The organism is Burkholderia sp. D-99 (assembly GCF_011605345.1).
Classification (GTDB): Bacteria; Pseudomonadota; Gammaproteobacteria; order Burkholderiales; family Burkholderiaceae; genus Burkholderia.
Map to the genome: position 1 here is coordinate 369,575 of NZ_JAAOXM010000004.1, position 16,573 is coordinate 386,147.

14 protein-coding genes and 2 pseudogenes are annotated in these 16,573 nt (G+C 64.7%); 10 read left to right on the forward strand and 6 right to left on the reverse strand.

Annotated features, from left to right (window positions below):
* Window positions 1-105: 105 nt before the first annotated feature.
* The gene (locus HAV18_RS18825; RefSeq protein ID WP_166958442.1) at window positions 106-1,026 is read right to left on the reverse strand and encodes a proline dehydrogenase family protein; all 921 of its coding nucleotides are present in this window, start codon (window positions 1,024-1,026) and stop codon (window positions 106-108) included.
* Window positions 1,027-1,381: 355 nt separating this feature from the next.
* Here HAV18_RS18825 and HAV18_RS18830 point away from each other — a divergent pair.
* The 3 genes and pseudogenes from HAV18_RS18830 to HAV18_RS40015 form a co-directional block, all read left to right on the forward strand.
* Window positions 1,382-1,730: pseudogene (locus HAV18_RS18830) on the forward strand (transposase); the annotation flags it as partial.
* A gap of 121 nt (window positions 1,731-1,851) precedes the next feature.
* Window positions 1,852-2,109, forward strand: a complete 258-nt coding sequence (locus HAV18_RS40010; RefSeq protein WP_279573924.1) for an LD-carboxypeptidase — start codon at window positions 1,852-1,854, stop codon at window positions 2,107-2,109.
* Between the two features lie 4 nt (window positions 2,110-2,113).
* Window positions 2,114-2,722 (forward strand): LD-carboxypeptidase, encoded by a 609-nt coding sequence (locus HAV18_RS40015; protein WP_279573925.1) that lies wholly within the window; start codon window positions 2,114-2,116, stop codon window positions 2,720-2,722.
* Between the two features lie 222 nt (window positions 2,723-2,944).
* Here the strand turns inward: HAV18_RS40015 and HAV18_RS18840 are convergent.
* The 3 genes and pseudogenes from HAV18_RS18840 to HAV18_RS18850 all read right to left on the reverse strand — a co-directional run.
* A pseudogene (locus HAV18_RS18840) lies at window positions 2,945-3,136 on the reverse strand (transposase); the annotation flags it as partial.
* 18 nt (window positions 3,137-3,154) lie between these two features.
* Entirely contained in the window at window positions 3,155-4,225 is a 1,071-nt protein-coding gene (locus HAV18_RS18845) for a D-cysteine desulfhydrase family protein (protein ID WP_166958444.1), read from the reverse strand.
* Window positions 4,222-5,250 carry a D-alanine--D-alanine ligase gene (locus HAV18_RS18850; protein WP_166958446.1) on the reverse strand — a complete coding sequence of 343 codons (1,029 nt, stop codon included), beginning with the start codon at window positions 5,248-5,250 and terminating at the stop codon, window positions 4,222-4,224. The genes HAV18_RS18845 and HAV18_RS18850 overlap by 4 nt, the downstream gene beginning before the upstream one ends.
* Window positions 5,251-5,505: 255 nt before the next feature.
* On the opposite strand from HAV18_RS18850, the gene HAV18_RS18855 reads away from it, so the two are divergent.
* Together HAV18_RS18855 and HAV18_RS18860 are read left to right on the forward strand one after the other, a co-directional pair.
* Window positions 5,506-6,408, forward strand: a complete 903-nt coding sequence (locus HAV18_RS18855; protein ID WP_166958448.1) for a LysR family transcriptional regulator — start codon at window positions 5,506-5,508, stop codon at window positions 6,406-6,408.
* 396 nt (window positions 6,409-6,804) lie between these two features.
* Window positions 6,805-7,893: a porin gene (locus tag HAV18_RS18860; RefSeq protein ID WP_166958820.1), complete on the forward strand. Its 1,089-nt coding sequence runs from the start codon at window positions 6,805-6,807 to the stop codon at window positions 7,891-7,893.
* Window positions 7,894-8,022: 129 nt separating this feature from the next.
* Here HAV18_RS18860 and HAV18_RS18865 read toward each other — a convergent pair whose 3' ends face one another.
* On the reverse strand, window positions 8,023-8,397 hold the full coding sequence (locus tag HAV18_RS18865) for a hypothetical protein (protein WP_166958450.1): 375 nt from the start codon (window positions 8,395-8,397) through the stop codon (window positions 8,023-8,025).
* Window positions 8,398-8,477: 80 nt separating this feature from the next.
* Window positions 8,478-8,699 (reverse strand): hypothetical protein, encoded by a 222-nt coding sequence (locus HAV18_RS18870; protein WP_166958452.1) that lies wholly within the window; start codon window positions 8,697-8,699, stop codon window positions 8,478-8,480.
* Window positions 8,700-8,894: 195 nt separating this feature from the next.
* On the opposite strand from HAV18_RS18870, the gene HAV18_RS18875 reads away from it, so the two are divergent.
* The 5 genes from HAV18_RS18875 to HAV18_RS18895 all read left to right on the forward strand — a co-directional run bounded on the left by HAV18_RS18875 (window position 8,895) and on the right by HAV18_RS18895 (window position 16,563).
* Window positions 8,895-9,803, forward strand: coding sequence for a LysR family transcriptional regulator (locus tag HAV18_RS18875; RefSeq protein ID WP_166958454.1), 909 nt, complete (start codon window positions 8,895-8,897; stop codon window positions 9,801-9,803).
* A gap of 22 nt (window positions 9,804-9,825) precedes the next feature.
* Window positions 9,826-10,500, forward strand: coding sequence for a response regulator transcription factor (locus HAV18_RS18880; RefSeq protein ID WP_166958456.1), 675 nt, complete (start codon window positions 9,826-9,828; stop codon window positions 10,498-10,500).
* Between the two features lie 154 nt (window positions 10,501-10,654).
* The gene (locus HAV18_RS18885) at window positions 10,655-13,909 is read left to right on the forward strand and encodes an efflux RND transporter permease subunit (protein WP_166958458.1); all 3,255 of its coding nucleotides are present in this window, start codon (window positions 10,655-10,657) and stop codon (window positions 13,907-13,909) included.
* A complete protein-coding gene (locus tag HAV18_RS18890; protein WP_166958460.1) occupies window positions 13,899-15,104 on the forward strand; it encodes an efflux RND transporter periplasmic adaptor subunit in 1,206 nt (401 codons plus the stop codon). Before HAV18_RS18885 ends, HAV18_RS18890 begins: the two co-directional genes overlap by 11 nt.
* Window positions 15,097-16,563, forward strand: a complete 1,467-nt coding sequence (locus HAV18_RS18895; RefSeq protein ID WP_166958462.1) for an efflux transporter outer membrane subunit — start codon at window positions 15,097-15,099, stop codon at window positions 16,561-16,563. Before HAV18_RS18890 ends, HAV18_RS18895 begins: the two co-directional genes overlap by 8 nt.
* The last annotated feature ends 10 nt before the right edge of the window (window positions 16,564-16,573 follow it).

Consider the following 16,573-nt stretch of genomic DNA (forward strand, 5'->3'; position numbering starts at 1 on the left):
ACTGGCTCAACCCAACGGTGGATTCAACCGGCCTCCTCGAAAGCAGCCGTTCGAATCGGGGCCAACGAACTGGTCGGCCCCGATCCTCGGGGCGTGCTGTAACGGCTACCGAGTCCGATCGCGACGTATCATCGCGGACAGGATATATCCGGCGATTCGTGGATTCTCCTTGATTCGTCGAGTGCTGTAGCCATACCAGTCGTGCCCGTATGGCACATAGACGCGCACATCGAATCCTTGCGCAAGCAAAGCGTCACGCAGCGGTTCGCACACCCCCAGTAACATCTGGAACTCGAATCGTGACCTGTCGATTTGCTCGCGTTGCAGCCAGTTGATCAGCGCATCGATCAATTGTGCATCGTGCGTTGCAATGCCGACGAATGATCCCGCCTGAATAGCGGTCAGGACGTGCCGAATGAAGTGGGAATTGATCGCGGCCCGATCCATCGATGCGCCCTCGACAAGATGCTCCTTTGCCTCCGCATAAATCCCCTTGCAAATACGCATGCGACTCTTGCGCGCCTGCAGTGGAACTATGTCATCGTTTGTGCGCGTCAAATACGCCTGTAGCGCGATTCCGACTGGATACCCGTCGGAATCGAGCTTCAAGAACGCGTCGAGCGTTCTCTGGGTGCAACGGATGTCTTCCATGTCGATGCACGCGCTGATCCCCTGCGATGCTGCTGCTCGCAGAATCACCGAGACTCGCGCCATGCAAGCGTCTTCGTCGAGATGCAACCCCAGCGCGGTCAACTTTATCGACAGCTCGGTGGACTCATTTTGCGCGTCGAACGCCTGGATCAGATTGAGATAATCGCGAGTCATCGACTCTGCCTGATCCGACGACGACGCCGTCTCGCCCAACACATCGACGGTTGTTCTGAAGCCCGCTGCGTGGAGCGCGTGGATGCGCGTACGGGCATCGCCAAGCGTTTCGCCGGCGATATATCGGCGGGAGATCTTGCGGATCAGTGAACGGGGAACGAGCGGGATGGCGTGAGCTGCCATCGTATTTAAAATACGCATGCTGTGGTCTCATGAAAACGCAGTCGAACGAATCTGGAGGTGATAAGTCGATTCGAGCGACATCTCCGGACTGTTGTCGACAACAGTCCGGGACGAATGCCATGGCGGATGCAATCACTGCATCGACGCAGGCTTTCAGTGCGTTTTCGAGGGAGGCCAGGCAGCTGCGTACATTGTTCGAGTGGACTCAGTACAAGGTCGGTTGGAGCCTGCTTTCGCTACGTCAGTCAGGCACCGCGAATCGTAGCATGAACGTGCCGTGGTCATAAGAGCGGCTAACACAACCTGGATATGATGCTGCGGGCGTCGTCTCGTCTACGGCATGGCAAGACGCAAAATCAGTAACGAATGATGGGTGGCGCTGGAGCCGCTGATTCCGGAGTTCACGCCATCGCCCAGGGGTGGTCGGCGGCACACAGTCGATGATCGCGCAGCGCTGAACGGCATCTTGTATGTATTGCAGACGGGCATTCCGTGGGAAGACCTTCCGCAGGAGTTGGGCTTCGGCAGTGGCATGACATGCTGGCGACGTCTGCGACTGGCAAGCGGCCGGCGTATGGCATCGACTGCGAGAGCACGACCAGATCGATTGGGAGCGTGCGAGCCTAGATGGAGCCAGCGTCTCCAGCCCCCGGGGGGCCAAGAAACCGGCCCCAACCCGACGGACCGAGGCAAGCTCGGATCGAAGCGACACATAACGCAGCGGTTTCGCGGACGCCGGCGATCGTCATCCCCGCGCGCACGACGCTGCGTTACAAGGCTGAGCCGTCAGCAAGCGGTGTCGGGTATATTCAGCACGTTCTCGATCATCAAGGTAGCCATTCAATGGAATCACGACGCAAGGCAGTGGGCGTGGTCGCGCCTGCGGGTGTGCCCGATCCGGAAGGCATCGCGCGTGGCATTGCGCTCGTCGAAAGTTGGGGCTTCGAGGTCAGGGCGGGCGCGCATCTCGGCAGCCGGTACCGCTATTTCGCCGGTACCGCCGAGGAGCGCGCGGACGACCTGCGGCGCACCCTGATGGATCCGTCGATCGAGATCGTGTGGCTCGCGCGGGGGGGGATTCGGTTGCGCGCATTTGCTTGAGCACTTGCCCGACGAGATCGCAACGCCAAAGACGATCATCGGCTTTTCCGACGCAACGTCACTGTTCTGCGCACTCGCGGATCGGCCCGGCGTGCGTTTGCTGCATGGTCCGACATTTCACAGTCTGGCGACCAAGGTCGACGACGCGACTCGCGCCGACATTCGCGCTGTGCTGACGGGCGACGAACGCGCCGCGCTGAGTCTGCGGCATTTGTCCGGCGCCCCTGGTGCAGTGCAGGGACGTCTGTGCGGCGGCAACGTGACGGTACTCGCGAGCGTCGCGGGTACGCGCTGGTCGCTTCGCTCACGCGACGCGATCGTACTGCTGGAGGACGTGACGGAGTTCGGCTACCGGCTCGACCGCAGCCTGACGCAACTGCGTCTGAGCGGCGCGTTCGACGGAGCCCGTGCGTTCGTGCTCGGGCAATTCACGCGCTGCCCGATCCCGGACGGCGCGGATTTCACGCTCGAGCAGATGCTTGTCGACGTGCTGGGCGGCTTCGGCCTGCCGATCTACTCGGGTCTGCCGATCGGACATGAACACCGCAACATCACTTGGCAATACGGCAACCAGGCTGCCATCGAGAACAGCGCGATCCGGTTCGTCGCGTAGCGTCGAATCCAGAAGGACAGGAACGCGTGTTCAAAGCCGGCCGTCCCGGGCACAGGCACAAGGGCCGGTGCCCGGTCGAATACCGGAAGAGTCTCGGAATTGCGGCATATACCCGTCCAGGATTTTTGCCGTCCCGCGCCCCGCGCGGTCAAGATTCGTTGAACGCCAACACCTTGATTTCATCTGTTCCCGCAGCCTTCCATGTGTGCCAGCTTAGAGTCGCTAACACAAGTCATCCACGAATCTAGAGCAGATGACAGCGGCAGCCAGAGCGAGCAAAGCGGCATGAATATCGAGGCGGCGCTCGAAGCGAATCCGGAGCTTGCCGAAACCATCAAACCAGGCATGCGTGCGCTCGACGACCCAACGATGACGCCCGAGCCGCTCACTGCTTTCGATACCACGGCATCCTATCTCGCTCACCGACTCCTCTCAGGCAGCCTGAAATTCGTTTCGATAGGCGAATAAACCAGGTAATCCCCCGGTCATGATGAAGAGGATGTTTTTATCAGATGCGTAACGACCTGATGTGATGCCTTCAATCAGCCCCGCAAACGCCTTGCCGCTATAAACAGGATCGAGCAAGAGCCCTTCTTGCGAGGCCAGCAACCGGACGGCCCGGCGCATGGAGTCCGTCGGCATCCCGTAGCCCGGGCCGAGTTGCGAGGAGTCGACGCGAACGGCATCGGGCGAGATATCCCTGTCGCAGTGGAGGATACGCGCCGTCTGCCGCACCTTGTCGAGCGTGCTGCGATGAGCGTCGGCGGCTGGGGCATAGACGGTGTAGGCGTCGACTTCGATCGTGTCAGACCCGAGCGCCGCGAGCCCGGCAACCAGCCCGGCATGTGTGCCGCCACTTCCGTTGGGTACGACGATGCGATCGAAGAGAGGGCCGTGTGCCTGGGACTGCTGCACGATTTCGGCCGCGCACGCGGCATAGGCGACGCAGCCAGTCGGACTCGATCCACCGAAGGGACAGACATAGACACGGTGGCCTGCGGCACGCAATTCGCCCGCACGCGAGACAGCGTATGCCATCGCATCGGCCGAAGCCGATAAATCGTGCACATGCGCGTTGAACAGGCTATCGAGCAGGACGTTGCCGCTTTCGATGTAGTCGGCGTCGTCGCGCGGCACGGATCGCGTGAGAACGACCTCACATCGCATGCCCGCGCGGGCTGCCGCAGCCGCGGTGAGTCGCGCGTGATTCAATTGCCTCGCCCCCACCGTAATGACCGTGTCTGCGCCGCCCTGCAATGCCTCGCCAATCAGGAGTTCCAGTTTCCGCAACTTGTTGCCGCCGCCGCCCACGCCCGCCACATCTTCCCGCTTGACATAAATGTTCGCCCCGCCGAGATGCATGCTCAGGCGCGGCAGAGCGTGAATCGGCGTCGGGCCGTCAAGCAGACGGTAACGCGGTACCCGGATTGAATCAAAGCCGAACAGTCCCTCGAGATGCGCTCGCGCAAAGCGCGCGGAAGCGGCTGACGTGTCGAAAGTCATGCGGGCACCTTGTGGCGATTCATGCCTGCAAGACAGATCTGCTCGCACAGTTGCGGGAACGCAATACCGGATGCAGCCGCGGACTGCGGGAGCAGGCTCGTGACGGTCATGCCTGGCAGCGTATTCACCTCGAGACACCAAAGATTTCCCTGCGCGTCGAGCCTGAAGTCAGTCCGGCTGTAGCCGTCGAGCTCCAGCAGCGCATGAGCGCGCAAGGCGATTCGTTGCGCCGTTTCGAGCGTAGCCGCCGGCAAGCTCGCCGGAAATTGTTCGAGTACATCGCCGGCCTGATACTTCGACCGGTAATCGAAAACTTCATCCGCCTCGACGAAGATTTCACCGACACTCAACGCCCGCGTGCCCAGCACGCCGACCGTGAGTTCTCGGCCCGTAATGAACTGCTCCACCATCACCTGCGTGTCGAACCGGCGAGCGAGGCGCACCGCGTCTCCCAGCGCTTCGGGAGCATGCACCAGCGACAGGCCGACCGTCGAGCCCTGCCGATTGGGTTTGACGATGAGCGGATAGCCGACGCGCCGGGTTATCTCATCGGAGTCGCATGGCAGCATCAACCAGCGTGGCGTGCGAATGCCGCCCGCGGTAAACAGGCTCTTTGCCACGTTCTTGTTCATGGCAATCGCACTACCCATTTGCCCGCTGCCCGTATAAGACAGGCCCGCCATGTCGAGCATCGCCTGAACGGTGCCGTCTTCCCCTGCTCCGCCGTGCAGTGCGAGAAATACGACATCGGCATCGGTCAGTTCGCGAAAACGGAGCAGGTCGAAAACAGCCGACGGCAATTGATCTAATACGTCGGGCTGCGGCGGGGAGTCGGTCACTCGGAATGTCAGCATGCGCGCCTCTTCTTCTGCCGAGAGCGGGCCGCGTGCGGTGTCTATTGCTACCACGCTGTGACCCACGCTGCGCAGCGCCTTGACCACTTGAGCGGCACTGGAAATCGAGACGTCGCGCTCTTCACTGGCGCCGCCGAAAAGTACCGCGATCTTGAGTTTGGAATCACGCATTGCTCTGTTCATGCGACAAAAAATAGTGGACAACGCCCCGAGCAGGCGTCCTCCCGGGCCCATTGGCGGAGTGAGCATTCAGGGCCGGGGATTTCGTCAGTCATTGCGTTGCTGATGCGGAATGCGGCGGCGGCAAATCCGTCTTTTCCGTCACCGCCGGCTGGCAACTGTAGGGGGCAATTTCATCCACGTATACTTATCGTTTTTTGTGCAATACATTAGCCGTTTTAATCATTGATCGAGTGGAGGCAAGCGTTGGAAGTCGGGCGACTGAAAGCACTTCTCGAACTGGCGAGATCAGGGACGATGGCGGCCGCCGCTGAAGCCTTGCACCTGACGCCATCGGCCGTTTCGCAGCAGATCGCGCAACTGGAGGAGGATGCGGGCATCCAGCTTACGGAGCGAATCGGCCGTGGCGTCAGGCTGACGCCTGCAGGTCGCGCATTGGTAGGTCATGCCGAACGGGTGATGGTTGTACTGGACGAGGCACGCTCGGAACTAGTTCAACTGCGGCGCGAGATAGTGGGAGAACTACGCGTTGCCGCGTTTCCTTCGATTGCTTCTCTTGTCCTTCCTGATACGGTCAAAAGGCTAGAGCTCGCGCATCCGCGGCTGGAAATCGGACTTGAGGAACTGGAGCCCATCGACGCAGTCGCGGCACTGCGGGCGTGGCGAACCGACATCGCGCTGATCGACGATCTTTCGATCGAAGCGGGCAAGGACCGAGAGAACATCGAGCTTGTACCGCTTACGGAAGATGTGCTTTACGTGGCGGTCGCGACGGATCATCCGTTGAGCAAAAGGCGATCGCTTGGTGTTGCCGATCTCCGGCACGAAGCCTGGGCGATGGAATCCACCTGGAGCACCTTCGGCGATTTCGTCATCGACTTGTGCCGCCGTGCCGGCTTCGAGCCTCGCATCAACGCCAAATGCCGCGGCTCCGAAATGGTCGAAGCGATGGTGGCCTCCGGCTGCTCGGTGTCGGTTGCCCCCAGTCTGCGGGTACTGAAGGCGCCGGCCGGCGTGACGTGGATCAAGTTGAAGCCAGAGGTGCGGCGCAAGATCTATGTCGCGTATCGCCGCAGCGAGCGTAAACATCCAATGATCAAGGTGTTCGTTGAGGAAATCGTCAAAGGGGTATCGAGCGTTCCCCGCTAGGTGAATCGACGACGGATGCCCGCCAGCGCCCTTACCGGCCGCGGCGGCGCATCAAACGTCGTGACTTGTATCCGTATCGGTGCGGCCTGCCTTCGGGCCGGCCGCGACGATCGCGCTCGCGAATGCCCGCCTGCCGGAAGTGCGAACAAGTCACGACGCCCCCAAAGCACCCTGCCCCTCCCCTCGAAGCAGACACCCCACAGCGCCTCTCCCCCGTTGTCGACCACCCCCACACACAAAACCAACGCAAAAACTGAAAGACTGAATTGCCGATCCGCGCGTGATTGACGCAGCTATATTCTCGACGACCAGCCCTTTAAACAAGGACTGCGAATAATATCCGTCAACCTACGTTCGAGACATTCATCCATGAATAAAACGACACGGCTGCTGCGCATGACGTGCGCACTCGCCTGCTGCGGCCTGTTCTCCCACGCGCATGCGCAAAGCAGCGTCACGCTGTACGGCATCATCGACACCGGGATCGACTTCGCGTCGAACGTCGACGGCCAGCACCTGTGGCAGATGGCGAGCGGCGTCAGTGCCGGCAGCCGCTGGGGGCTGCGCGGCAAGGAAGATCTCGGTGGCGGGCTCGCCGCTATCTTCGATCTCGAAAGCGGCTTCAATTCCACCAACGGCGGGCTCGGCAGCGGCCTCGCGTTCTCGCGCAACGCTTACGTCGGGCTGTCCGACCAGCGCATGGGCACGCTGACGCTCGGCCGCCAGTGGGATCCGGTCGTCGACCTGATCGAGCCGTATTCGCTGAACGACTATTACGGGGGCTGGTATTTCTCGCACCCGAACGACATGGACAACCTCGACAACGGCTTCGCGATCAGCAATGCCGTGAAATACACGAGCCCGACGATCGCCGGCTTCACCGCCGAGGCGCTCTACTCGTTCGGCGGCCAGCCCGGCCGCTTCTCCGACAACGCCGCGTACAGCGCGGCCGTCGCCTACACGAACGGGCCGTTCTCGGCCGGCGTCGGCTATCTGCGCGTCAACGATCCGGAGCAGGCCGTGCAGAGCTATCAGAACGGCAGCGGATACACGAACGCCGTATACGGCAACGCCCTCGAAAACGCACGCAGCCAGAACATCGTCGCGGCCGGTGCGTCGTACCAGCTCGGCAACGTCAAGCTGATGGGCAACTTCACCGACGTCGATTTCCAGCAAGGCGACGACGAGCAGGACGTGAAGTTCCAGAACTACGAAATCGCGGGCACACTCGCCGCCACGAGCCAGCTCAATTTCGGCCTCGGCTATACCTACACGACCGGCCGCGATCACGCGACCGGCCAGGAACCCAAGTACCGGCAACTGAACGCGAGCGCCGAATACGAACTGACAAAGCGCACGGCAATCTACGCGCTCGCGGCACTGCAGATGGCGTCGGGCGGCGCCGTCGCGCAGGTCGCGGGCTTCGATCCGTCGTCGAGCGGCCGGCAGGCGGTCGGCCGGATCGGGCTGCGCCACACGTTCTAGGCGATCGTGCGAAGGGGCTGGCTTCCCGCGTACAGGAAGCCGGCCCCGGCGTGATATCGATCGATACGCGATCAGGCGGCGACGCATTGCCCGCCGGCCATGACCAGCGCGATCGACACACGCGGCGAATCAGTTCGGCAGGCTGATCACCTGCTGCTCGTCCTCGAGCAGTTGCGACAGCGACCCGTGCAGACGCTCGAGGCTCTGCGGCGGCAGCGCGAAACTCGTCCAGCCGAGCCCGGTGTGCCGCAGCAACAGTACCGCGCCACCGTACAGCGGATGGCGCTCCGCATACCAGCACGGATCCATCTCCGTCACGAACTGCTGCGCGCGCGGCGGCATCTCGGGCACCGCCGGCTGCATCGACGCGCGCAACAGGCTCAGGTACTGGATGACCGCATCGACGTCCTCAGGATCGAGCACCGCGGCACCCCGTTCGATCGACACCAGCACCACCGGCTTGCCGTGCTCCTGGATCATCTTGATACTCAGCGGCTGCGTCATGTCTGCGTTCCTTGTGGCTACTCATGTCGGCCTATTATCGGCAGCCGCGCCACGTGCGCACCTGAAGATTTGGTGCAGCTTCATGAATTTATTTTTAGATTGATTGCCGTTGCGACGAACGAATCTTCGCTGTCACGGTGCCCGTCGGACCGACGCACGATGACCTTGACGGTGCTATAGACGCCTTCGACGATGCGAGTGTTCAGTTGATCGTGGAGACGGGCGAGAACACCGTCCCGCTCACGCTGAAATCGCTCGGCAAGCGGATGCCGCACCGCAAGCCGCGCCTCGCTTTCCTGCACTCGTGCGCCCCATACCCCGCCTCGTCCGCCGCTTACTTAAACGAAATTTCATCCATCCCGCGTCGTTTTTTAAGCGTCCGACGCCGGCCCGCATCCCATAATCGGCTCGCTACCTTGCCGGTCACGCATAGCGGCACGCATCGAGCGATGCGTCTGCGGTGCATGCGACCGGTCAATTCTTTCCTTCCGCGGACCATGAACCAACTGCAAGCGATGCGCGTGTTCACGCGCGTAGTCGAGTTGTCGAGTTTCAATCTCGCCGCGCGCCAGCTCGGGATGTCGGCAGCCGCGGTCACACGCAGCGTCGGCATGCTCGAAGCGCACCTGAACATGCGACTGCTGAACCGGACAACCCGCAGCCTGTCCCTCACCGAGACCGGCCGCGAATATCTCGACGGTTGCCGCACGATCATCGAGAAGCTCGACGAGATCGAGTCAAACCTCGTGCAGGTCACGCGCGATCCGCGCGGCACGCTGCGGATCGCCGCGTCGGCGACCTCCGTCGCGACTGGCCTCGGCGTCCTGCTGTCGACGTATCGCGACGGGCATCCGCGCGTCCGGTTCGACGTGACGACGTTCGACACGCACGTCGACATGGTCGAGGGCGGCTACGACGTGTGCTTCTGCGACGATCGCCGCCTCGTCAACGCGACCTTCGTGTCGCGGATGCTGACGAGCGTGCGCGACGTGGTCGTCGCGTCGCCCGAATACCTCGCGCGCCACGGCACGCCAAACGACCCCGTCGAACTGAACGAACACAGTCTGCTGACCGTGTCGAACGGCGCGGCGCGCAGCTGGGAATTCTCGGACGTCGACGGCTCCTACCGCGTCTACACCGGCAACGCACTGGCATCGACCGGCAGCATGATGGTACGGATCGCGGCGCTCAATCACATGGGCATCACGCAATTGCCGCATCCGCTCGTCGCCGACGATCTCGCACGCGGCACGCTGGTGCCGCTGCTCGAACGCTACGAAGTGAACGGCGGTGCACGCTGCATCTCGATGCTTTATCCGAGCCGCCATCATCTGTCGACCAAGGTCCGCAGCTTCATCGACTACGTGGTCGAACACTATCGCGCGCCCGAGCGCGCCGCCGCCTGATTCCGCCCGGGCCGCTCCGTCCATGTCCCACATCCTGACGATCGAAGACGATCCGCTGATCGCGGATCACATTACGCAGACGCTGCGCGCCGCCGGCCACGAGGTCGACGTCGCGCGCACCGGCCGCGACGGCATGGCCAAGGCGATGCGTGCCGACTACGACGTCGTGACGCTCGACCGCATGCTGCCGGATCTCGACGGGCTCACGATACTCGCGACGATGCGTGGCGTCGGCCTCGATACGCCGGTGCTCGTGATGAGCGCGATGTCCGACGTCGACCAGCGCATCCAGGGGCTGCGCGCGGGCGGCGACGACTATCTCGTCAAGCCGTTCTCGCTCGACGAGATGTGCGCGCGCATCGACGTGCTGATCCGCCGCCGGCCGCGCGGCCCGCAGGTCGAGACGCTCCTGCGCGCGGGCGAGCTCGCATTCGACCTGGTGCGGCGCCGTGTCACGCTCGGCGCGCGCGAGCTCGCGCTGCTGCCGACCGAACTGCGCGTGCTCGAATTCATGATGCGCCACGCCGGGCGCGTGCTCACACGCACGATGATCTTCGAGGCGGTGTGGGGCTGCCGCTTCGATCCGGGCACGAACCTGATCGACGTCCACGTCGGCCGCCTGCGCAAGAAGGTGAACCGGCCGGGCACGGCACCGTTGATCCGCACGATCCGCGGCTCGGGCTACATGCTCGGCTGAATCCGACCGCCACCTAAAACTTGTTTCATCTTTTTAGCGACCGGCTGTTAGGGGCCGCTGCGCAGAATGCGGTCATCGGCTGCGCATCGGTGTTTTCCCGAAGCCGCGCGCATCCGGCTCTTCTTCACGACGCTTTTGAACGGAGCAGCACCTCATGCTGAAAATTGTCCGGCTCGCGCTCACCCGGCCCTATACGTTCGTCGTGCTGGCGCTGCTGATCCTGATCGCAGGTCCGCTCGCGGCACTCCGCACGCCCATCGACATCTTCCCGGATATCCGCATTCCGGTGATCAGCGTCGTCTGGAACTACTCCGGCCTGCAGCCGGACGACATGTCCGGCCGGATCGTCACGTACTACGAGCGCACGCTCGGCACGACGGTCAACGACATCCAGCACATCGAATCGCAGTCGTTCCGCAGCTTTGGCATCGTCAAGATCTTCTTCCAGCCGACCGTCGACATTCGCACGGCCACCGCGCAGGTCACGTCGATCTCGCAGACGGTGCTCAAGCAGATGCCCCCCGGCACCACGCCGCCGCAGATCCTCAACTACAACGCGTCGACCGTGCCGGTGCTGCAGATCGCGCTGAGCAGCAACACGCTCGACGAGCAGAAGCTGGAAGACTATGCGGAGAACTTCATCCGCCCGCAGCTGCTGTCGGTGCCCGGCGTCGCGATTCCGACGCCGTACGGCGGCAAGGCGCGCGAAGTGCAGATCGACCTCGACCCGCAGGCGCTGCAATCGAAGGGGTTGTCGGCGCAGGACGTCGCGCACGCGCTTGCCCAGCAGAACCAGATCATCCCGGCCGGCACGCAGAAGATCGGCCGCTTCGAGTACAACATCAAGCTCAACAACAGCCCGCTCGCGCTCGACGCGCTGAACGACCTGCCGATCAAGTCGGTCGACGGCACGACGATCACCATTCGCGATGTCGCGCACGTGCGCGACGGCTTCCCGCCGCAATCCAACATCGTGCGCGTGGACGGCCACCGCGCCGTGTTGATGAGCATCCTGAAGAACGGCTCGGCGTCGACGCTCGACATCATCGCGGGCGTGAAGGCGAAGCTGCCGCTGATCGAGCAGACCCTGCCGCCGGGCCTGAAGCTCGTCACGATGGGCGACCAGTCGACCTTCGTGAAGGGCGCCGTCAGCGGCGTCGCACGCGAAGGCATCATCGCCGCCGCGCTGACGTCGCTGATGATCCTGCTGTTCCTCGGCTCGTGGCGCTCGACGCTGATCATCGCCGCGTCGATCCCGCTGGCCGTGCTCTCGGCGATCGCGCTGCTCGCGGCCACCGGCGAGACGCTCAACGTGATGACGCTCGGCGGCCTCGCGCTCGCGGTCGGGATCCTGGTGGACGATGCGACGGTGACGATCGAGAACGTGAACTGGCACCTCGAACAGGGCAAGGACACGCGCACGGCGATCGTCGACGGCGCGAAGCAGATCGTGATGCCGGCGCTCGTCTCGCTGCTGTGCATCTGCATCGTGTTCGTGCCGATGCTGATGCTCGACGGCATCTCGCGCTTCCTGTTCGTGCCGATGGCCAAGGCCGTGATCTTCTCGATGGTGTCGTCGTTCGTGCTGTCGCGCACCTTCGTGCCGATGCTCGCGCAGTACCTGCTCAAGCCGCACGCGTCGGCCGGCCACGCCTCGGGCGAGCTGGCCGCGATCATGGATTCGCACGCGGGTCACGCCGGCGCGCACGACGTGCCGCCGTCGCGCAATCCGCTGGTGCGCTTCCAGCGCGCATTCGAGCGCCGCTTCGAGGCCGTGCGCGCGTCGTACCGGATCCTGTTGGGCCTCGCACTCACACGCCGCAAGCCGTTCGTCGTCGCGTTCCTGTGCGTGGTGGCCGCGTCGTTCCTGCTCGTACCGTGGCTCGGCCGCAACTTCTTCCCGACCATCGACTCGGGCGAGATCTCGCTGCATGTGCGCGCACCGGTCGGCACACGCGTCGAGGAAACCGCGGCCGAGTTCGACCGGATCGAGAACACGATCCGCAGCGTGATTCCGCCCGCGCAGTTGCGCGAGGTGGTCGACAACATCGGCCTGCCGAAGAGCGGGATCAACCTGACCTACAACAACAGCGGCACGCTCGGGCCGCAGGACGGCGACATCCTGATCTCGCTGTCGAAGGATCACGCGCCGACCGCCGACTACGTGCGCACGCTGCGCGAACGGCTGCCGCGCGCGTATCCGGGCACCACGTTCTCGTTCCTGCCGGCCGACATCGTCAGCCAGATCCTCAACTTCGGTGCGCCCGCGCCGGTCGACCTGCAGGTGGCCGGCCCGAACCAGCCGGCCAACCTCGCGTATGCGCAGGAGCTGTACCGCAAGCTGCGCCTGATCGCCGGCGTCGCCGACCCGCGCATCCAGCAGGCCAGCACCTATCCGCAGTTCACGGTGGCGGTCGACCGGACCCGCGCCGACCAGCTCGGCATCACCGAGCAGGACGTGACGAACTCGGTGGTCGCGACACTCGCGGGCACCAGCCAGGTCGACCCGACCTACTGGCTCAATCCGCGCAACGGCGTGTCCTATCCGATCGTGGCGCAGACGCCGCAGTACCGGATGACCACGCTGTCGGCACTGCAGAACCTGCCGGTCACCGGCGCGAACGGCCAGTCGCAACTGCTCGGCGGTCTCGCGACGATCACGCGCGGCGTCGGCAACGCGGTGGTGTCGCACTACAACATCGAGCCGCTTTTCGACATCTACGCGACGACGCAAGGGCGCGACCTCGGCGCGGTCGCTGCCGATATCGGCAGCATCGTCAAGGCCACCGCGAAGGATCTGCCCAAGGGCTCGACCGTCACGCTGCGCGGCCAGGTGCAGACCATGAACGGCGCGTTCACCGGCCTGCTGCTCGGGCTGGTCGGCGCGATCGCGCTGATCTACCTGCTGATCGTCGTGAACTTCCACTCGTGGGCCGATGCATTCGTGATCGTCTCCGCGCTGCCGGCGGCGCTGGCCGGCATCGTGTGGATGCTGTTCACCACGCACACGCCGCTGTCAGTGCCCGCGCTGACCGGCGCGATCCTGTGCATGGGCGTGGCCACCGCGAACGCGATCCTCGTCGTCAGCTTTGCGCGCGAGCGCCTCGCCGAAACCGGCAACGCGCTCGCATCGGCGCTCGAAGCCGGCTTCACGCGCTTCCGCCCCGTGCTGATGACCGCGCTCGCGATGATCATCGGCATGGCGCCGATGGCGCTCGGCCTCGGCGACGGCGGCGAGCAGAACGCGCCGCTCGGCCGCGCCGTGATCGGCGGCCTCGCGTGCGCGACGATCGCAACACTGTTCTTCGTTCCCGTCGTGTTCAGCCTCGTGCATCGGCGCGATGCGCTGAAACACGACGCACCCCGCGCTTCCTCCCCTTCCGCGTCCGGAGCTTCCCATGTCCACTGAGATCGAAATCAAGTCGCCGAAACGGCTGCCCAACCTCAAGCTCGTCGCCACGATCACCGCGCTGGTCGCGGTCGGCATCGTGACGAACGGCATCGTCGGCCGCGCGCACGCGAAGCAGGAAATGACGACGTGGTCCGCCGAACAGGCGGTGCCGACCGTGGTCGCGTACACGCCGACGACCGGCGCCGACGGCGCCACGCTGGTGCTGCCGGGCCACCTGTCCGCGTTCGAGAGCGCGCCGATTCACGCGCAGGTGTCGGGCTACCTGCATGCGTGGTACACCGATATCGGCGCGCACGTGAAGTCGGGTCAGCTGCTCGGCCTGATCGACACACCCGAGCTCGACCAGCAGCTTCAGCAGGCGCGTGCCGATCTGCAAAGCTCGCTCGCCAACGAGAAGCTGGCCGCGTCCACGGCCGCGCGCTGGACCAAGATGCTCGCGCAGGATTCGGTGTCGCAGCAGGAAACCGACGAGAAGACCAGCGACCTCGCCGCCAAGCAGGCGATCGTCGCGGCCAACGAGGCCAACGTGCGGCGCCTCGACGCGCTGGAGGCATTCAAGCGCATCGTCGCGCCGTTCGACGGCGTCGTCACCGCGCGCAAGACCGACATCGGCCAGCTGATCTCGGCCGGCGGCGGCACCGGCCCCGAACTGTTCGCAGTGTCCGATGTGCGCCAGATGCGCGTGTACGTGAGCGTGCCGCAGAACGAGGCCGCCGCGATCCGCCCCGGCATGACCGCGACGCTCACCGTGCCCGAGCATCCGGGCGAAACCTTCCACGCGACGCTCGCCGACACCGACGACTCGATCGCCGATTCGACCGGCACGCTGCTCGTGCAGTTGATGGTCGACAACCGCGACGGCAAGCTGATTCCGGGCGAATACACCGAGGTGCATTTCGCGCTGCCGGCCGACAGCAGCCACGCGTTGACGATTCCGGCCAGCTCGCTGATCTTCCGCCAGGCCGGCCTGCAGGTCGCCGTGGTCGGCAAGGACGATCGCGCGGTGTTCAAGCCCGTCACGATCGCGACCGACCTCGGCACGCACGTGCAGATCGCGACCGGCCTCGCGCCCGACGATCGCGTGATCGACAACCCGCCCGACTCGCTGTCCGCGGGCGACCGGGTCCGGCTCGCGGCGCCGGCCGGCACCGTTGCTTCGGCCGCGCGCCACACGGAGCGTGCGAATGGCTAACCCGCGTCGGCTCTGCGCGATGCTCGCCAGCGTCGCGTTCCTCTCCGCCTGCTCGTTCGCGCCCGTCTACCATGCGCCGCAGACCGCATTGCCTGCCCGCTTCAAGGAAGCGGGCGGCTGGCAGCCCGCGCAGCCGGCCGACCGCATCGCGCGCGAGGGCTGGTGGAAGGCATTCCGCGATCCGGTGCTCGACCGGCTCGAAGTGCAGGTGGCGGCAGCCAACCCCGACGTGGCCGCCGCGGTGGCCCGCCATGACGAAGCCGGCGCGCTGTTCGATCAGGCGCGCTCGGGGCTGTTCCCGACCATCGGCCTCGGCGCGCAGATCTCGAGCAACCGGCAATCGGCCACGCGCCCGCTGCGCGGCTCGAACCAGCCGAACGTGTACGGCTCGAACACGCTCGACGCCGGCTTCGACTACGACCTCGACCTGTGGGGCAAGGTCCGCAACGAGGTCGCGGCCGGGCGCGCGAACGCACAGGCCAGCGCCGACGATCTCGCGTCGGTGCAGTTGAGCCTGCAGGCCAGCCTCGCGAACGCCTATTTCAACCTGCGCGGGCTCGACCAGCAGCAGCAGTTGCTGTCCGACACGATCGACACGTACCAGCGTGCGCTGAAACTCACGATGAGCCGGCATGCAGGCGGCATCGCATCCGATCTCGACGTCTCGCGCGCGCAGACGCAGCTCGACTCGGCACGCGCGTCGGCCGAGGACGTGCGGGCACGGCGCGCGCTCTACGAGCACGCGATCGCGACGCTCACGGGTGTGCCGGCGTCGTCGTTCTCGCTGACGCCGGACCAGGGCGTGGGGTATCTGCCCGCGATCCCGGCCGGCGTTCCAGCCACGCTGCTGCAGCGGCGCCCCGACATTGCCGCCGCGGAACGCCGCATGGCAGCCGCCAACGCGAAGATCGGCGTGGTGCGCGCGGCGTTCTTCCCCGACATCACGCTCGGGCTGATCGGCGGGTACCAGAGCTCGGGGCTCGGCCATTGGCTCAGCGCGCCGAACGAGATCTGGTCGATCGGGCCCAGCCTCGCACTCACGCTGTTCGACGGCGGCCGCCGCCAGGCGCTCACGGACCAAGCGCACGCGCAGCTGGCCGAAAACGGCGCTCGGTATCGGGCGGTGGTACTCGCGGCGTGCCAGCAGGTGGAGGACAACCTCGCGCTCACCCACCATCTCGGCGACGAAGCCGAGCGCGAGCAGGAAGCGCTCGACGCGGCCGAACGCACGTTGCAGTTGTCGATGTCGCGCTATCGGGACGGCGTCGTCAGCTATCTCGACGTGGTGACTGCCCAGACCACCGAGCTCAATACGAAGGTTGCGATGCTGGAACTGGATACTCGCCGGCAACTGGCGGCGGTCGGGTTGATCGCGGCACTGGGCGGAGGGTGGTCGGCCGACGATGCACCGCCCGGTGCGAAAGTGCCGGCCGCGACGCCGACGCGTTCGACGACCTGAACCCGTTGCG